Source organism: Castellaniella hirudinis, from assembly GCF_047468865.1.
GTDB lineage: Bacteria > Pseudomonadota > Gammaproteobacteria > Burkholderiales > Burkholderiaceae_B > Castellaniella > Castellaniella hirudinis_A.
In genome coordinates this window covers 284,857-301,146 of the sequence record NZ_JBLGTV010000001.1, presented here as the reverse complement: position 1 = coordinate 301,146, position 16,290 = coordinate 284,857, and the positions used below count along the sequence as shown (strand labels likewise).

Genomic DNA, 16,290 nt, shown 5'->3' with positions numbered 1-16,290 from the left:
CCGCCGGCCCGCAAGCCGCCCAGCACCAGAGGAAAACCATGCAATTTCACCACCACGGCTATATTTCCGGCGAGCCCCGCATCCGGCCCGCCGCGGGCGCCGGGATCGACCGCCCCGACACCCTGCCCGATACCATGGATGTTCTGATCGTCGGGGCGGGGCCGGCCGGACACATCGCCGCCGCCCAGCTGGCGCAGTTTCCCGGCATTCAGGCGCGCCTGATCGAACGCCGGGGCGAACGCCTGAACCTGGGCCACGCCGACGGCATCCAGTCGCGCTCGGTCGAGACCTTCCAGGCCTTCGGCTTTGCCGAACGGGTCATCCAGGAAGGTTATCACATCACGGCCATGGCCTTCTGGACCCCCGACCCGCACAACCCAAAACACGTCGTGCGCAGCGGCCTGCCCGCCGACGGCTCGTACCAGATCAGCGAATTTCCGCACCTGATCGTCAACCAGGCGCGCATCCAGGATTATTTCGCGGAAGCCATGATGAATGCGCCGGCGAAGATCAAGATAGACTTCGGCTGGCAGTTCCTGGGCCTGCGTATCCACCCCGACGAGGAATACCCCGTCGAAGTCCAGCTGCGGGGCTCGGCCCTGGCCCAGGAAGGCCAGGCGCGCATCGTGCGCGCCAAGTACGTCATCGGCTGCGACGGCGCCCACAGCAAGGTGCGCGACGCCATCGGGCGGGTCATGTCGGGCAGTGAATCCATGCACGCCTGGGGGGTGATGGACGTGCTGGCCAATACCGATTTCCCGGACATCCGCACCAAATGCGCCATCCAGTCGCATGATGGCGGCAATATCCTGCTGATCCCGCGTGAAGGCGGCTACCTGTTTCGCATGTACGTGGATCTGGGCGTGATCGACGAAAAAAACGCCAAGACCATCCGGGCCACCCCCATCGAGGACATCATTGCGCGGGCCAACCAGATCATCCATCCCTATGCGCTGGATGTCAAACATGTGGCCTGGTTCAGCGTCTACGAAGTCGCCCACCGCCTGACGGACCGCTTCGACGACGTGGACGAGGCCGACATCGGCCGCCGCAGCCCGCACGTCTTCATCACCGGCGACGCCTGCCACACCCACAGCGCCAAGGCCGGCCAGGGCATGAATGTCTCCATGCAGGACGGCCTCAACATCGCCTGGAAGATTGCCCACGTCCTGGAAGGCCGCAGCCCCGCCGGCCTGCTGGACACCTACTCAGCCGAGCGCCAGGTGGTGGCCAGCGAGCTCATCCGCTTCGACCGCGAATGGTCCACCCTGATGGCCACCCCGCCCGACCAGCTGAAAGACCCCGCCGAAGTCGAAAAATACTACGTCAGAACCTTCGAGTTTCCCAGCGGTTTCATGACGCAGTACGCGCCATCCATGATTACCGGCGGGCAGCAGCACCAGGATCTGGCCACTGGCTACCCGGTGGGCAAGCGCTTCAAATCATCGCCGGTGGTGCGGGTGTGCGACATGAACGTCCTGCAGCTGGGCCACCAGGCACCGGCCGACGGCCGTTGGCGGCTGTACGCCTTTGCCGACCAGGCCGCCCCCGGGGAAGACTCGGCCTTGACGGCCTTCGCCCACTGGCTGGCCACCGACCCTCATTCCCCCATCGTCCGCACCCCGTCCACGCTCGACTCGGACGCCTGGGTCGACGCGAAAGTCATCTACCAGCAGCGTTTCGATACCATCAACATCAACCAGGTGCCGGCGGTCTTCAAGCCCGTCGTCGGCCCCTATGGGCTGCGGGACTACGAAAAAGTCTTTGCCGCCAGCAGCGGGCCCGGCGGGGATGGCAGCGATATCTACGCGGAACGCGGCCTGAGCCGCGCGGGCGTCATCCTCATCGTGCGGCCCGACCAGTATGTGGCCCATGTGCTGCCCCTGACCGCGCACCAGGCCGTCGGCGCGTTCTTCGATACCGTGATGGGGCCGGCATCCCGGTAGCCCGCCGCCAGCCCAGGCCCCCGGGCCGGCGGCATCCCCGCCCGGCGATCAGGCGAGATCGACGGGCGGCGGCATGGACGGCATCAGATGCGCCATGGGCGCAACGCTGAACCGGGGGTTGGCCGCCTGGGACGGGAGATCGAAGCAGGTATAGCCCATGCCGCTGCCGCCGCGCAGGTACAGGCGCCGGCGGTCGAGATCCGTCAGGCTGGTCCAGCTGGTGAATTCGGTGGGGATGGTGTTCAAGTCGTGGCCGGCCACCTGCAAATGACCGCTGCCCTCGCCGGGCGGATCAATGGTGATCCCGCGTGGCCGATCGAAATTGTTCATGATGTGGGCCACCATCTGCACGGCCAGATCGGGATCGCTTTGTTTTTCGGCGAACTGGGCATAGAATGCGGCCCGCACGAAACGATCGACCGAGGTATCCGTGCCGGGCAAGCCGGCCTTGGCGATGCCCGACCCGGGCTGCTCGACGGCGTAATCCGCAAAACGCCCGCGTGAACGGTCGACATTGGACAAAAACGCGTAGTTGTTCAGGTTGGTCAAGTGCCAGGAAAACTGCGGCGCGTTGGTCATCACCCCCACGGGGTTGTCGTAGACGGCCAACTGCCCCCGGTGGAATTCGATGACCAGGCTGGCCCCGCCGGCATCGTGCACGCCATAATGAAACGGCATCTGCAGCCCCCCCAGAATCGGGATGCGGGACAGTTCGATCTGGGTGTCCGCCAAGGCGGCCTTGACCTGGGCCACGGTGCTGAATCGGCCCAGCACGAAAGCGCCGATATCGGCGGCGGAAATCGCCTGCCGGGCGGGGTCCAGCGGGGCCTGCGGCCCGCCCGCCTGCGGATAGGACTGCACGCTGCAGGCCAGGCCCGCGTCGTTGACGCCTTCGATGATTTTCAGATCGGACGGGGCAAACGCCGCCCCGGGGGCGGGCATCGCCGCCGGCATGGTCACGGCGATGACCGCGTGATCCATGCGCCATTGCAGGCCCGGATGCCCTTCGACCACAGAGCGGATTTCGGCGCCCCGGGGAAAGCGGGCGATCTGGTAAGGCAGTTCCAGGCTGAGTTCCAGCGTGCGGCCCAGATAGGCGCGCCGCTGGGCGTCAGCATATAGCAATGAAGTACACATGGCGCGGGTTTCCCTGTGGATACGGTGCCGATACGATACCAGCCCGCCCGAATTTTTGCAGACGGGCCGACGGCCGCCAGGCGCATCATCCCCCGATCAGCCGACGGGCTGGAACTCAAGAGGCAAAGGCGTCCGGCGGCCCCCCTGCGCCGGCGGCGGGGCCAGATCGGCCGCCACACGAAACACCGACACCAGCTGGGCCAGGGTATCGGCCTGATCCTTCAGGCTGGCGGCGGCGGCCACGGATTCTTCGACCAGGCTGGCGTTTTGCCGGGTGACGTCGTCCATTTGGGTGACGGCCTGGTTGATCTCCTCGATGCCGGTGGCCTGTTCGCGGCTGGCCGCATCGATTTCACTCATGATGTCGGTCACCCGGCGGATGTCGTCCACGATGCCTTGCATGGTGTCGCCCGCGTGCGCGGCCTGGTCGTTGCCGCGCGCCGTGGCCTGCACCGAGGTGTCGATCAGACCCTTGATTTCCTTGGCGGCGGACGCGCTGCGCTGGGCCAGGGCGCGGACTTCGGCCGCCACCACGGCAAAGCCCTTGCCCTGCTCGCCGGCCCGGGCGGCCTCGACCGCGGCGTTCAGGGCCAGAATATTGGTCTGGAAGGCAATGCTGTCAATCACGTTGATGATGTCGGCCACCTGCTCGGAACGCTGGTTGATCTCCTGCATGGTATCGACCAGCTGCGCCACGATGACCCCGCCTTCGGACGCCGTGCGCGACGCGGCGGCCGCCAGGGTATTGGCCTGCCGGGCGTGGTCGGCGTTCTGCCGCACAGTGGCCGTGATCTGTTCGGTGGTGGCGGCGGTTTGCGTCAAGGCGCTGGCCTGCTGCTCGGTGCGGGCGGACAAATCCTGGTTGCCCGCCGAAATCTGGGCCGAGGCGGTGGCGATGGCATTGGCGCCGCTGCGCACATCGGCCACGATATCGCCCAGATGATCGCGCATGTCCTGCATGGCGTACAGCAGGCTGGTCTGGTCGCCCGCGCGCAGCTGGATAGGCACGGCCAGGTTGCCGTCGGCGATCCGGTTCAGGATCGACGCGGCATAATCGGGCTCGCCGCCCAGTTGGCGCAGCAAGGCCCGGGTGATCCGCAGGTTGATATAAGCCCCCAGCAGACTCAGCAGCACGATGATCCCGCCCAGCACGTATCGCGTCTGGGCAAGGCGATCCGCGCGCGCCTGCAGCAAGGATTCCAGCTGATCCACGGCGGCCAGATTCAAGCCGAACTGGGCATCCACCGCCTGGGTATACGCGGCGAAATAGTCCGTCGCGGAATAATCCAGGGCCTGGGCGTCAATGATCCGCGCCCGGGCCAGCTGGATCGCCTGGTTGGCGCTGTCCAGCGCCGCCTTGCCCGGGGCGTCCAGCGCGCCCGCCAGACGGGCGTCCAGCCGGGTGGCATTGGCGATGGCCACGTTCAGGCCCTGATAGTGCTCTTGGGCGCGATCCAGCAAGACGCGGATTTCGATGCGTTCTTCGGGGGTGGCCGCCCGCCGGGTCAAGATCCCGGCCCCCAGGGCGCGCGCCTGGCCAAAGAGTTCGGACAGGCGCGCGGCCTGGTTCAGCGCGGCGTCGATCAGGTAATACCCCGTGGCCTGGGGCTCGAAACTGAGGCCATAGGCCTGCTGCAGCAGGTCGCTGAGCTGCAGAATCTGGCCGGTGAGGCGCGTATGGGCCGCAAAACTGGCCTCGGGGGGGAACCCCCCCTGGCGCAGTTGGCCGGTCAAGGCCAGCCAATCGTTCTGGATGGCCTGCCACAGGCCGGCGACCGCCGAGTCCCGGGCCGATTGGCGCAGGCTGTTATCCAATGCGGCCAGGGCTTGCTCGACCTCGTCCTGTTTGCTCAGACGCCGGGCGCCCGCGCTGGCATCGCCGTTCAGCACCAAAGACGACAGGCCCCGGTGCTGCTGCATGAACTGCAGCGCCTGCAGCGCCTCGCGCACCGGCCCCAGCCCCTGGATTTCGAGGTCTGTGGCCCGGACTTGCTTGCCCGATTCGTTGAGATACAAAAACGTGGGGGTGGCGACCAGAATCACCCCCAGCACCGCCAGGATGAAAAATTTCTGCCACAAACGCAGCCGATTCAGAAAAGCGTCAATGCGCCCAATGGTTTGGGTCGAAGACGGCATGGAGGATGTCTGCATCCGAGCCTCAAAAATAGTCAGTTGGCATTAACCAGCGCAAACGGCCGAAACCCGTGCTCCGCATGCGCCGATCCGCGCAAACCCGCCGGCTGCCGCAGCGGCTTGAGTGCCCCTGCGATTCCCCGTCGCGGCTGATGAAATTGCACGGTCAGATCATCATATAAAACCAGGCCGGCCACAGACTTGCTTTAGATCAAGACAGTTGACGACAACAGCATTCCGGCGCGGGGAAAAACGGATCGGAGTCGGCTGAACGCTTGTCCAGCTTATTCTTCGTTTTCGGCCTGGGACGCATCCAGACAGGCTTCATCCTGACGACTGAGCCGCCCCGCCGCGCGCGCCTGTTCGATCAAGTCGGGGCGCCGGTCGCGCGTCAGCCGCACAGACTGTCGACGGCGCCAGGCCTGGATGCGTGCGTGATGCCCGGACAGCAAAGTTTCCGGCACGGCCTGGCCGCGCCAGATCTCGGGGCGCGTGTAGTGCGGGCTGTCCAGCAGGCCCGTCAAGGCGGGATTGAAAGAATCCTGCTCGGCGGATTCGGCATCGTGCAAGACCCCGGGCAGCAGGCGCACGACGCTGTCCACCAGCACCAGGGCGGCCAGTTCGCCGCCCGACAGAACGAAATCCCCGAGCGACACCTGCTGATCGACATAGGTGTCGATAAAGCGCTGATCGATGCCTTCGTAGCGGCCGCAGACCAGAATAGCCCCCCGCCCTGCCGCCCAGCGGCGCGCCAGGGCCTGGCGGTGCACCTGTCCGGCGGGCGACAGCAGCACCACGGGCGCGGGCAGGCCGGCGGCATCCGCCCCGGCGGCCAGCCGATCCGCCCGGATCGCCTCGATGGCCAGGGCCAGGGGTTCGGCCATCATGACCATGCCCGGCCCGCCCCCAAAGGGGCGATCATCCACCGTGCGGTGGACATCCCGGGTGTAATCGCGCGGATTCCAGGTTTGCAGGGACCACACGCCGCGCTGGTGGGCGCGCCCGCACACCCCCTGCGCGGCCAGGGCGGCGCACATGTCGGGAAATAAGGTAATCAGATCGAAACGCATGAAAAAAACCGCGCCGGGCGCGGTCAGAAATCACTGGGCCAGTTGCTGTCGATGCGCCGGCGCGCCAGATCGACCTGAAGAATATGCGCCGCCACGAACGGCACCAGCACGTGCACGGGGCGCTGCTTGGCGTCCAGGTGCGCCTGGAACGCTCCGGGCGCGGCATAGTGGCCGCACTGCACCTGCAACAGGGCGTGGGCGCCGTTGTCCAGCACCTGGGCCACCCGGCCCAGCAAGACGGCGGCGCCATCGGCGGCCCGGGCGTGGAAATCGCAGCCGATGAGATCAACCCAGTAGTATTCGTCGTCCGCAGCTGCGGGAAACGCCGCGCGCGGCACCCACACGCCATAGCCGCGCAGGTGTTCGGCGGCATCGCGGTCGGCGATGTCCTGCAGTTGGGCCAGCAGATGCTGCCCCCCCGGGCGACAGGCCAATACCCGGATGCCGCCGGCACGCAGAAAAGCGCCGGAAACCGATAAGGGTTCCGGCGCTTTGAGCCACCAGAGCGGCGCGCTGCGCAAGGCTTCGGCCTGGGGCGAGTAGGGCTGGATTTTCAGCCAGCCGCGCACTCCGTGGGCGGCTGCCACCCGGCCGACCTCGATCAGATCATCGGGGGCGGAAGCGGACAGCGCCTGCGTTTGCATCCCGGGCAGAACAGCGGCCTCAGGCCGCTGCGGCGACCTTGGCGGTGTATTCCTTGACCAGGCGCTCGACCGTGCCGGACAGCTGGGCGCCATTGGACACCCAGTGCTGCACGCGATCCAGGGACAGGCGCAGGTTTTCCTGGTTTTCGCCAGCCACCGGGTTATAGAAACCGACGCGCTCGATGAAACGGCCATCGCGGCGATTGCGCGAATCGGCAGCAACGACATTGTAGAAGGGACGCTTCTTCGAGCCGCCGCGGGCCAGACGAATCACAACCATTGATAATCCTTTGATAAACCGATGTAAAACACAAAATTCTAGCACTAGATCGCCAGCTTCCGCAATCTGTACGGGGGGAAAGCGGCCCCGCCACCCGCCAAAAAACAACAATCCGTCCCGCGCCCGGTAAACCAAGCGCCGGCGGATCAGACAAAACCCGGCCCAGTCACAGCGGGTCAACGCCGCCGCACATAATGCACCAGGGTATTTTCACCGCCCGCCCGCTGGCCCAGCAGGGCATTGCCGGTTTGCTGGCAAAACGCCTGGAAATCCCGCCCCGCATGGGGGTCGGTGGTCAGCACCGCCAGCACCTGGCCGCTGTCCATCCGGGCCAGCGCTTTCTTGGTGCGCAGAATGGGCAAGGGGCAATTCAGCCCCCGGGCGTCGACTTCCTGGTCGACGGCAGGCAAATCATCGGACATCAGGCCGCCTTCAGGCAATCGGCCAGCCAGGCCGGCACCGAGGCCAGCGCCCCATCCAGGGCCGCCACATCGGTGCCGCCCCCCATGGCCATGTCGGGACGGCCGCCGCCCTTACCGCCCACCTGCGCGGCCACGGCCCCCAGGAGGTCGCCGGCCTTCACCCGCGTGGTAAGTTCGGGGCTGACCCCGGCCACCAGGCTGATGCGGTCGTCGGCGACCGTCGCCAGCAGGATCACGGCATTGGACAGCCGGGACTTGAGCTGGTCGACCAGGCCGCGCAGGGCCTTGGGATCGACCCCGCCGACCCGCGTGGCCAGCAGGTTGACCCCCGCCACCGGCACCGCCTGGGCGGCGAGATCGGAACCGGCCGCCGCCGCCAGCTTGTCCTGCAGGCGCTGCAGGTCGCGTTCTTGGTGGCGCGCCTGCTGCTGCAGCGCATGAATGCGGTCGGGGATGCCGTCGGGCTGAGTTTTCAGCAGGCCGGCCGCCTGCGCCAGGAGGTCTTGCCGATGCCGCACCCAGGCCAGGGCCACCCGTCCGGTGACGGCCTCGACCCGGCGGATGCCGGCGGCCACCCCGCTTTCGGCGGTGATCTTGAACAGGCCGATATCCCCGGTGCGGGCCACGTGCGTGCCGCCGCAGAGTTCGCGTGAAAAGCCGATGTCCAGCACGCGCACGACGTCGCCGTATTTTTCGCCGAACAGGGCCATGGCCCCCCCGGCAACGGCCTCGTCGTAGCTGAGATGCTGCGTGCGCACCGCCTGGTTGGCCAGGATTTCCTGGTTGACGATAGCCTCGACCTGGGCAATCTGCGCGTCGGTCACCGGCGCGTCGTGGGCGAAGTCGAAGCGGGTCTTGTCCGGGTCGACCAGCGAGCCGCGCTGCTGTACGTGATCGCCCAGCACCTGGCGCAGGGCCTTGTGCATGAGGTGGGTGGCCGAGTGGTTGCGCATGGTGTCCGCGCGCCGGGCGGCGTCCACCTGGGTCGTGACCGCGTCGCCCACGGCCAGTGTGCCTTCGAGCAGCGTGCCGTGGTGGCCGAACACCATGCTCTGGATTTTTTGCGTGTCGCCCACCTGGAAGCGCGCGCCGGCCCGCAGGATCAGGCCCGTGTCGCCCACCTGGCCGCCGGATTCGGCGTAAAAAGGCGTGACATCCAGCACGACCACGGCATCCTGCCCCTGGGCGATCGACGCCACAGCGGCACCCTCGACATACAGGGCGGTCACCCGGGCCGCGCCATCGAGGTGCTCGTAGCCCTCGAAGCGGGTATCCACCCCATCGTAGCTGAGGTCGGCGGCGGCCTTGAATTTGCCGGCGGCACGCGCCTGTTCGCGCTGGTGCGCCATGGCCGACTCGAAGCCGTCCAGATCCACCTGGATCTTGCGTTCGCGGCAGATATCGGCGGTGAGATCCACCGGAAAGCCGTAGGTATCGTACAAGGTAAACAAAGTCTGGCCATCCAGCGGCTGGCCCGCGGGCAGGCCGGACAGGGCGGATTCCAGAATGCGCATGCCGTTTTCCAGGGTCTCGCCGAAGCGTTCTTCTTCTTGGCGCAGCACCTGCTCGACCCGCGCCTGCTGCTGGGCGAGTTCGGGATAGGCCGCGCCCATCTGCCGGACGAGATCGGCCACCAGGCGATGGAAGAACACGCCTTTCTGGCCCAGCTTATGGCCGTGGCGCAGAGCGCGGCGGATGATGCGGCGCAGCACGTAGCCCCGCCCCTCGTTGCCCGGGATCACGCCATCGACCACCAGGAAACTACAAGCGCGGATGTGGTCGGCGATGACCTTCAGGGAATTATCGGCGAGATCGGTGGCGCCGGTCTCGCGCGCCGCCGCCTGGATCAGGCTTTGGAACAGGTCGATCTCGTAGTTGGAATGCACGTGCTGCAGCACCGCCGCGATGCGTTCCAGACCCATGCCGGTGTCGACGCAGGGCTTGGGCAGCGGATGCATGACGCCCTGGGCATCGCGCTCGAACTGCATGAAGACCAGGTTCCAGATCTCGATGTAGCGGTCGCCGTCTTCTTCGGGCGAACCCGGAGGGCCGCCCCAGATGTCGGGGCCATGATCGTAGAAAATTTCGGAGCATGGCCCGCAAGGGCCGGTATCGGCCATTTGCCAGAAATTGTCCGAGGCATAGCGGGCGCCTTTGTTGTCGCCGATGCGGATGATGCGGTCGGTCGGCACCCCGATCTGCCGGGCCCAGATATCGTAGGCCTCGTCGTCTTCGTGGTAGACGGTGACCCAGAGTTTTTCCTTGGGCAGGCCGTAGACTTCGGTGAGCAGCGTCCAGGCATACAGAATGGCATCCTGCTTGAAGTAGTCGCCAAAGCTGAAATTGCCCAGCATCTCGAAGAAGGTGTGGTGGCGCGCGGTATAGCCCACGTTTTCGAGATCATTGTGCTTGCCCCCGGCCCGCACGCAGCGCTGCGCCGTGGTGGCCCGATGGTACGGGCGGGTATCCTTGCCGGTAAAGACGTCCTTGAACTGGACCATGCCGGCGTTGGTAAAGAGCAGCGTCGGATCGTTGCCCGGCACCAGCGGCGACGAAGGCACGATCTGATGCCCCTTGGACTCGAAGAAGGACAGGAATTTCTGGCGGATTTCGGAGGTTTTCATGCGTTTGGCCACAACGGGAAGCTAGTCGACCATTATATAGAATGCACACGTCCCATGTGTGCGCCGCCACGCCGGAAACCCGCCGCCCCCGCGCTGGCCGGCGGCATGGGCGCATGCCGCCGAGGCGATCCGGCCCGGCCTGCGCCCATGCCGCCTTCACGAACCGGGCTGGCCAGCCCAGCACGCCGCCCGGGACTACAGGGACTCGATGGTGGGATAGAACTCGTGGTTTTCGCGCACCATGCGTTGATGCACGTTTTTCAGAACCGTATTGGCCTCGGAGCGGAAACCGTCGGGGTTTTTCTGCAGCAGGGAGACATTGCTCCAGCGGCGCGCAAAGTGAATGAAGGCCGACGCGATGCCCTGCATGTCGTTCTGGTAGGCGCGGCTCATGCGGGCCATGCGGGCGTCGCCGCTGCGCTCCAGCGAGGGATAGAGAATGCGGTCTTCAATCGCCAGATGCTGGGTGACCACCTGCGACAGCGCCCTGAGTTCCTGGGCGATGTCCACCGCGTAATCGGATACCCCCCGATGCGCCAGCTTGCGCAGCGCGGCAATGCCGCTGAGGATTTCGATGTGATGATTCTTGAAGCGATCAATGTTCATGATGAGAGTCTCTCTTCCATGTGGGACGGCCGTTTGAACCGCATAAGATGCATATTACATGAATCTTTAAGGCAGAACAAATCCGATTCCGCCATCGAGAAAAACCCGTACTAAAACAGATTTTCGTAGTCGGTTTCGCCGGCGTCGGGCGCCCAGGCGTGGCTGGCCAGCCAGGCCCGAATCCGGGCGACCGCCTGCGAGCGCAACTGGGACACCCGGCCTTCGGTCACCCCGAGCACGGCGGCGATTTCTTTTTGGTTGAGGTCTTCCTGAAACTGCAGGGACAGCAGCAGCTGCTCGCGCGCCGGCAGGTTTTCGATGGCCTGGATGAGCACGGCGCGCAAGCCGTCGCGCATCAGCCAGTCCAGTGGATTGGCGCCGGCATCCCCCGCAATCGAATCCAGCAGCGCGCCGCCGCTGCCCGGGTCGTCGCGGTGCAAGGCCAAGTCCTCGACCATCAGCACCTGCATGCCCCGGGCATCGTCCAGCAGGGCCTGATACTCGGCCAGTTCCAGGCCCATTTCGGCGGCGATTTCGGTTTCGGTGGGCGCCCGCATCAGCTGATGGTGCAGGCTTTGGACGGCGGCCTCGACTGCGCGGGATTTGCTGCGGACGCTGCGCGGCAGCCAATCCTGGCTGCGCAGTTCGTCCAGCATGGCCCCCCGGATGCGGGTGATGGCATAGGTTTCAAACTGCGCATCGGCCTGCTGCCGATAGCGGCGCACGGCATCCAGCAGCCCCATCATGCCCGCCTGCATCAGGTCGTCGAGTTCGACATTGGCGGGCAGGCGGCCGATCAGGCCCAAGGCCTGGCGGCGCACCAAAGGCGCGTACTGGCTGATCAGCTGATCCTCGGACAGGGGCATCGCACAATCCGTGATAGACAACGTAAAATGCAAGTATGCCCCAAGCGGGCCATCCACTGCAGCAACCCGGCCGCAGGCTAAATTTTTCCCGGCATCTGCCGTTATGGATGCAGAAGGGATTCATCCCATTTTTTTCCGGGCCCCGTCCAGTCGGTTTCATTGGCTCACGTGGAAATCCTACTCAAAGGAACGCACATGATTCACTCCATCGGCAACCAACTCTCCCCCGCCAGCCTGGGCATGCCTGTTGCAGTCAACGATCGTCCCGCCGGCATTCCCGAACCCGCCGTCCAGGTCACCCCGGCCGAAGACGCCCGCGCCAGCACCTCGCGCCAGGCCGGCCAGCAAGACGCGGCCCTGCTGGCCGACCCCAACGCGCCGCAGTCCTCGCTCGAAAAAGCCCTGGAAGCGGTCAACGACAGTCTCAAGGCCTGGTCCACCGGGGTGCGCTTCGAAATGGACAAAGACGCCCAGCAGCTGGTGGTGTCCATCGTCGACAGCGCCAGCGGCGACGTCATCAAGACCATCCCCTCCGAAGCCATGCTGCGCATCGCCAAGATGATCGTGCAATTGCAGGGCTCGGGGGTGGACACCCAGGCCTGACGATCCAAACACCGCATCCACACCATTTCAACCGCCGACGTCGGCATTTCTTTCAAGACATCCCGCACACGGCGGTAAACAGGAGCCCTCACCATGGCAAGCATATCCTCCCTCGGCCTGTCCGGCCTGCCGCTCACCGATCTGCTGAACAATCTGCAGAAAAACGAAAACCAGGCGCTGGCCGTCATCCAATCGCGCCAAACGGCCGCCGAAGCCAAGGTCTCGGGATACGGCAAGCTGAAAGACGCCATCGCTTCTTTCCAGAAGGCCGCCGACGCCGTCGGCAAAGCCGACGCCTTCGGCGCAATCGCCGCCAAGACCGGATCGGACGCCTTTTCCGTCACCACCACCAACAAGGCCATTGCCGGGCAGTATTCCATCCAGGTGGATTCCCTCGCCGCCGCCCAGACCCTGGTCTATGACGGCCGCGGCAGCCGCACCGACGACATCGGCACCGGGGGCACCGTCACCTTCACCGTCAACGGCGAAGACCAGACCCTCGATCTCACCGGCAAGGGCACCTCGCTCAACGACCTGGTCAAGGCCATCAACGCCGACCCCGATCTGGGCGTCAACGCCACCCTCGTCAACAACGGCACCGACGGGTCGCAGTACCAGCTGCTGCTGACCAACCGCGAGACCGGCACCGAGGCCGCCGTCAGCAAAATCCAGGTGGACGGCAATGCCGATCTGCAAGCCTTCCTGGGCTACGACAGCGGCAACGGCTCCAACCCGGGCATCACGGTGTCCGCCGCCACCGACGCCTCATTGAGCATCAACGGCATTGCCATCACCAGCCAGACCAACACCATCGAAAACGTGATCGACGGGGTCTCCCTGACCCTGAACAAAACCACCGAAGAAGCCACCAGCCTCTCCCTCACGCAAGACCCTTCCGTGGCCAAGAAAGCCATCGAGGACTTCGTCAAGGCCTATAACAGCCTGAACGACACCATCAAGTCCCTGACCTCCTACGACATGGAAAACCAGAAGTCGTCGGCGCTCACGGGCGACAGCCTGACCCGCACGGTGCAGACCCGCATGCGCGACGCCATCTCCAGCGCATTCTCCGCCAGCGGCACCAACCTGGGCGAAATCGGCATCACCACCGACCCCAAGACCGGCAAACTCGAAATCGACAACACCAAGCTGGACAAGGCCCTGGCCGACGACACCGAAGGCGTCAAGTCCTTGTTTACCAGCGACACGGGCATCGGCAAGCGCGTCAGCGACACGGCGGACACCTTCATCAAGTCCGACGGCATGCTGACCACCACCAAGACCGGCATGGAAAAAACCGTGGCCGACATCAAGAAACAGTACGAAGCCACGGCCGAGCGCATCAACCAGCGCATGGACACCTACCGCAACCAGTTCACCCAGCTGGATGCCATGGTCAGCCAGATGAATTCCCTCAGCAGCTATCTGTCGCAACAACTCAGCGCCCTGAGCGCCAACAACAAATCGTAAACCCTCATGTCTTACGCGCCACGTTCCCGGTCGGCCCGGGCCACCGGGTCCTATGCCACCATCGGTCTCGAAACCGAAATTCTCGGCGCCTCGCCCGAACGCCTGATCTCGCTGCTGTTCCGGGGGGCGCTGACCTCGGTGGCGCAGGCCCGCCTGCACCTGCAGGCGGGCAACACCGCCGAACGCGGCAAGGCCCTGTCCAAGGCCATCGACATCATCGACTCCGGCCTGAAAACGGGTGTCGACACCGAGCGCGGCGGCGAAGTCGCCCGCCTTCTGGTCACCTCCTACGATCTCATCATCCGCGACCTGATGCTGTCCAACCTGCACAGCGACGCCGACCGCCTCGCCGCCGCCGAAAAGCAGCTGGCCGACCTCGCCGACGCCTGGTACACCGCCGCCGACCCGGCCTTCAAGCAAACCCCCGGCAGCTAAACCTAGGATGACCGCAATTGCCCTCGCCACACAAAACCGTGCTGCAGCACTACCAGGCCATCGCCAAGCTGTCGGCCAGCATGCTGAAACTGGCCCAGGCTCAACAATGGGACGAGCTGGTCGCGGAGGGGCTTAAATACCAGCAGGCGGTCGACCGCCTGCGCCAGCTTGAACCCCTGAGCGACGAGCAGCGCGAAGCCCGCCGCAAGCTGCTGACCCAAATCCTGGACGACGACGCCCACATCCGCCAATTGGTGGCCCCCGAGCTCGACCGCCTGGGCCATCTGCTGGGCACCATCAAAAGGCAACGAACCGTCCTGCAAGCGTATTACAGCACGGTACGTCCCTGATCCACCATGAGCATCGGGGCACCTTCCAATCTAGGCACCCTGCTCGTCCAGAAGCTGGACGCGGCACTGGGCGTCACGCTGGGCCAACAGGCCAATATCAGTTCGGGCGCCGGGCCCCAGGCCATCCCCCAGCCCGCCAACCCGGAAAACCCCAACGCCCCGCAAAACCCGGCCCATCGCACGCCACGCGAATCCGTGGATCAGGCCAATGCCGAAGGCCAGCGCCGCGCGCTCATCGGCAAAGCCACGCGCGAAATGCAGCTGGACAACCTGCTGGGGCGCTCGACCACGTTTCGCGGCACCACCCAATCCGCCCCCACCACGCTGGGCTACGCGGCACGCATCATCCTGGCCCTGCTCAACCAATATCCGCAGGGCGGCCAGCCCATCCGGGGACGCGCGCCCCTGCTGCCAGCCCCCGGCGGCCAGCAGCAGCCCGGCGGCGCCGCGCCGGACAGGCAGGCGGCCGCCAATGCCCTGGCCGGCGGCCGGGCGTCCCCGGGCAGCCCGGCGCTTCAAGGCGGCGCGGCAATGCCCCGGGGCCTCCCGCCCGCCGGCCCCAACCAAGTCTGGGCCCAACTGGCCAGCAGCCTCAACCAGCCCGGGGCGCTGGCCGCCCGATTTGCCCAGGCGCTCTCGCAGTCCATCCAGGGCAGCGGCCTGTTCTACGAATCCCACCTGGCGCAGCTGGCGGCGGGCAAGACCAGCGCGCACGCCCTGCGCCAAGAGCCCCAAGGACAGATTTCCCGGCAAGGCGCCCAACCGGCCCAGGCTCAGAACCCGGCCCAGGCGCCGGCGCGCCCCCCCGCGTCCTTGTCCGCGCTCATCCAGCAATCCCAGCTGCCGCAGGCCGATCCGGCCAGCCCCGCCACCCAGGCCGCACACAGCCAGCAGACCACCGCCACGGGCCACCAGGCCCAGCAGCACGCCCCGATTCCGGCCATCGACCCCCAGGCGCACCTGATGGTGCGCCAACAGCTGGAAGTGCTGGCCAACCAGGGTTTCATCTGGCAGGGCGAAGCCTGGCCCGGGGCCGACATGGAATGCGAGGTTCGCCGCCGCCAGCCCGACGACGGCCAGGATCCTGCCGTGGATCAGGAACACTGGTCCACCCGCCTCGTCCTGCGGCTGCCGGTGCTGGGAGAAATCCAGGCGCGCCTGAGCCTGTCCGGCGACCAGTTGGTCATGCGGCTGCTGGCCCCGGACGCCGCCGAGCGCCTGTCCCAGGCCGTCGAGCCGTTGCGTTCGCGCCTCCAGGCCCAGGGCCTGCAAGCCAGCCAGCTGGCCATCCTGGCCGAAGACCCCGATCGCCGCGCCCAAGACGCCGGCGCGCAAAACCCAGACACCGAACCCGATGAAATCACCGCCTCCTGATCCCCATCGCTCGACGGCGGTCGCGGTGGCCTACGACCCCGACGACCAGGCGCCCCGGGTCGTCGCCAAAGGCTACGGCACGCTGGCCGAAACCATCATCCAGACCGCCCAGGATCACGGCCTGTACGTGCACGAATCCCCCGAGCTGGTCAATCTATTGATGCAGGTGGATCTGGACGCTCATATTCCGCCCAAGCTGTACGTGGCCATCGCGGAACTGCTGGCCTGGCTATACGCCCTGGACAGCGAAGGCCAGGGGGTGACGAAAAAGGAATTCCTGCCCAGGCCGCTGGGCCCGCGCGCGGCGGACAAGGGCTGAAGACCAGATAA

The 16,290-nt window shown here is 66.0% G+C and carries 16 protein-coding genes; 7 read left to right on the top strand and 9 right to left on the bottom strand.

Going from position 1 to position 16,290, the window contains the following annotated elements; translation table 11 throughout:
- Positions 1–38 precede the first annotated feature (38 nt).
- The gene (locus ACMHYJ_RS01375; RefSeq protein ID WP_414244401.1) at positions 39–1,946 is read left to right on the top strand and encodes an FAD-dependent monooxygenase; all 1,908 of its coding nucleotides are present in this window, start codon (positions 39–41) and stop codon (positions 1,944–1,946) included.
- A 48-nt stretch (positions 1,947–1,994) separates the two neighbouring features.
- Here ACMHYJ_RS01375 and ACMHYJ_RS01370 read toward each other — a convergent pair whose 3' ends face one another.
- From ACMHYJ_RS01370 to ACMHYJ_RS01330, 9 genes are all read right to left on the bottom strand, one after another.
- Positions 1,995–3,083 (bottom strand): linear amide C-N hydrolase, encoded by a 1,089-nt coding sequence (locus ACMHYJ_RS01370; RefSeq protein ID WP_414244400.1) that lies wholly within the window; start codon positions 3,081–3,083, stop codon positions 1,995–1,997.
- A gap of 96 nt (positions 3,084–3,179) precedes the next feature.
- Positions 3,180–5,219 (bottom strand): methyl-accepting chemotaxis protein, encoded by a 2,040-nt coding sequence (locus ACMHYJ_RS01365; protein ID WP_414244399.1) that lies wholly within the window; start codon positions 5,217–5,219, stop codon positions 3,180–3,182.
- Between the two features lie 281 nt (positions 5,220–5,500).
- Entirely contained in the window at positions 5,501–6,286 is a 786-nt protein-coding gene (gene trmD, locus ACMHYJ_RS01360) for a tRNA (guanosine(37)-N1)-methyltransferase TrmD (protein WP_414244398.1), read from the bottom strand.
- A gap of 23 nt (positions 6,287–6,309) precedes the next feature.
- Positions 6,310–6,930: a ribosome maturation factor RimM gene (gene rimM, locus ACMHYJ_RS01355; RefSeq protein ID WP_414244397.1), complete on the bottom strand. Its 621-nt coding sequence runs from the start codon at positions 6,928–6,930 to the stop codon at positions 6,310–6,312.
- A gap of 19 nt (positions 6,931–6,949) precedes the next feature.
- Positions 6,950–7,210 (bottom strand): 30S ribosomal protein S16, encoded by a 261-nt coding sequence (gene rpsP, locus ACMHYJ_RS01350; RefSeq protein WP_414244396.1) that lies wholly within the window; start codon positions 7,208–7,210, stop codon positions 6,950–6,952.
- Positions 7,211–7,386: 176 nt separating this feature from the next.
- Positions 7,387–7,632, bottom strand: a complete 246-nt coding sequence (locus tag ACMHYJ_RS01345) for a sulfurtransferase TusA family protein (protein WP_414244395.1) — start codon at positions 7,630–7,632, stop codon at positions 7,387–7,389.
- Positions 7,632–10,256, bottom strand: coding sequence for an alanine--tRNA ligase (gene alaS / locus ACMHYJ_RS01340; RefSeq protein WP_414244394.1), 2,625 nt, complete (start codon positions 10,254–10,256; stop codon positions 7,632–7,634). Before alaS ends, ACMHYJ_RS01345 begins: the two co-directional genes overlap by 1 nt.
- Before the next feature lie 195 nt (positions 10,257–10,451).
- A complete protein-coding gene (locus tag ACMHYJ_RS01335; protein ID WP_414244393.1) occupies positions 10,452–10,862 on the bottom strand; it encodes a hemerythrin domain-containing protein in 411 nt (136 codons plus the stop codon).
- A gap of 110 nt (positions 10,863–10,972) precedes the next feature.
- On the bottom strand, positions 10,973–11,728 hold the full coding sequence (locus ACMHYJ_RS01330) for an RNA polymerase sigma factor FliA (protein ID WP_414244392.1): 756 nt from the start codon (positions 11,726–11,728) through the stop codon (positions 10,973–10,975).
- A gap of 195 nt (positions 11,729–11,923) precedes the next feature.
- Between ACMHYJ_RS01330 and ACMHYJ_RS01325 the strand changes: the two genes are divergently transcribed.
- The 6 genes from ACMHYJ_RS01325 (at position 11,924) to ACMHYJ_RS01300 (ending at position 16,279) form a co-directional block, all read left to right on the top strand.
- On the top strand, positions 11,924–12,331 hold the full coding sequence (locus ACMHYJ_RS01325) for a flagellar protein FlaG (RefSeq protein ID WP_414244391.1): 408 nt from the start codon (positions 11,924–11,926) through the stop codon (positions 12,329–12,331).
- Between the two features lie 93 nt (positions 12,332–12,424).
- Complete coding sequence (gene fliD / locus ACMHYJ_RS01320) at positions 12,425–13,801, top strand: flagellar filament capping protein FliD (RefSeq protein WP_414244390.1); 1,377 nt, start codon at positions 12,425–12,427, stop codon at positions 13,799–13,801.
- A gap of 6 nt (positions 13,802–13,807) precedes the next feature.
- On the top strand, positions 13,808–14,236 hold the full coding sequence (gene fliS / locus ACMHYJ_RS01315) for a flagellar export chaperone FliS (RefSeq protein ID WP_414244389.1): 429 nt from the start codon (positions 13,808–13,810) through the stop codon (positions 14,234–14,236).
- Positions 14,237–14,253: 17 nt separating this feature from the next.
- A complete protein-coding gene (locus tag ACMHYJ_RS01310; protein WP_414244388.1) occupies positions 14,254–14,586 on the top strand; it encodes a flagellar protein FliT in 333 nt (110 codons plus the stop codon).
- A 6-nt stretch (positions 14,587–14,592) separates the two neighbouring features.
- A complete protein-coding gene (locus ACMHYJ_RS01305; RefSeq protein ID WP_414244387.1) occupies positions 14,593–15,960 on the top strand; it encodes a flagellar hook-length control protein FliK in 1,368 nt (455 codons plus the stop codon).
- Positions 15,941–16,279, top strand: a complete 339-nt coding sequence (locus ACMHYJ_RS01300; protein ID WP_414244386.1) for an EscU/YscU/HrcU family type III secretion system export apparatus switch protein — start codon at positions 15,941–15,943, stop codon at positions 16,277–16,279. Before ACMHYJ_RS01305 ends, ACMHYJ_RS01300 begins: the two co-directional genes overlap by 20 nt.
- Positions 16,280–16,290: the final 11 nt, after the last annotated feature.

What these genes read in the sequence shown, in the direction of transcription:
- ACMHYJ_RS01375 (WP_414244401.1), top strand. Translation starts at nt 39, where the DNA reads ATGCAATTTCACCACCACGGCTATATTTCCGGCGAGCCCCGCATCCGG.
- ACMHYJ_RS01370 (WP_414244400.1), bottom strand. Translation starts at nt 3,083, where the DNA reads ATGTGTACTTCATTGCTATATGCTGACGCCCAGCGGCGCGCCTATCTG.
- ACMHYJ_RS01365 (WP_414244399.1), bottom strand. Translation starts at nt 5,219, where the DNA reads ATGCCGTCTTCGACCCAAACCATTGGGCGCATTGACGCTTTTCTGAAT.
- trmD (WP_414244398.1), bottom strand. Translation starts at nt 6,286, where the DNA reads ATGCGTTTCGATCTGATTACCTTATTTCCCGACATGTGCGCCGCCCTG.
- rimM (WP_414244397.1), bottom strand. Translation starts at nt 6,930, where the DNA reads ATGCAAACGCAGGCGCTGTCCGCTTCCGCCCCCGATGATCTGATCGAG.
- rpsP (WP_414244396.1), bottom strand. Translation starts at nt 7,210, where the DNA reads ATGGTTGTGATTCGTCTGGCCCGCGGCGGCTCGAAGAAGCGTCCCTTC.
- ACMHYJ_RS01345 (WP_414244395.1), bottom strand. Translation starts at nt 7,632, where the DNA reads ATGTCCGATGATTTGCCTGCCGTCGACCAGGAAGTCGACGCCCGGGGG.
- alaS (WP_414244394.1), bottom strand. Translation starts at nt 10,256, where the DNA reads ATGAAAACCTCCGAAATCCGCCAGAAATTCCTGTCCTTCTTCGAGTCC.
- ACMHYJ_RS01335 (WP_414244393.1), bottom strand. Translation starts at nt 10,862, where the DNA reads ATGAACATTGATCGCTTCAAGAATCATCACATCGAAATCCTCAGCGGC.
- ACMHYJ_RS01330 (WP_414244392.1), bottom strand. Translation starts at nt 11,728, where the DNA reads ATGCCCCTGTCCGAGGATCAGCTGATCAGCCAGTACGCGCCTTTGGTG.
- ACMHYJ_RS01325 (WP_414244391.1), top strand. Translation starts at nt 11,924, where the DNA reads ATGATTCACTCCATCGGCAACCAACTCTCCCCCGCCAGCCTGGGCATG.
- fliD (WP_414244390.1), top strand. Translation starts at nt 12,425, where the DNA reads ATGGCAAGCATATCCTCCCTCGGCCTGTCCGGCCTGCCGCTCACCGAT.
- fliS (WP_414244389.1), top strand. Translation starts at nt 13,808, where the DNA reads ATGTCTTACGCGCCACGTTCCCGGTCGGCCCGGGCCACCGGGTCCTAT.
- ACMHYJ_RS01305 (WP_414244387.1), top strand. Translation starts at nt 14,593, where the DNA reads ATGAGCATCGGGGCACCTTCCAATCTAGGCACCCTGCTCGTCCAGAAG.
- ACMHYJ_RS01300 (WP_414244386.1), top strand. Translation starts at nt 15,941, where the DNA reads ATGAAATCACCGCCTCCTGATCCCCATCGCTCGACGGCGGTCGCGGTG.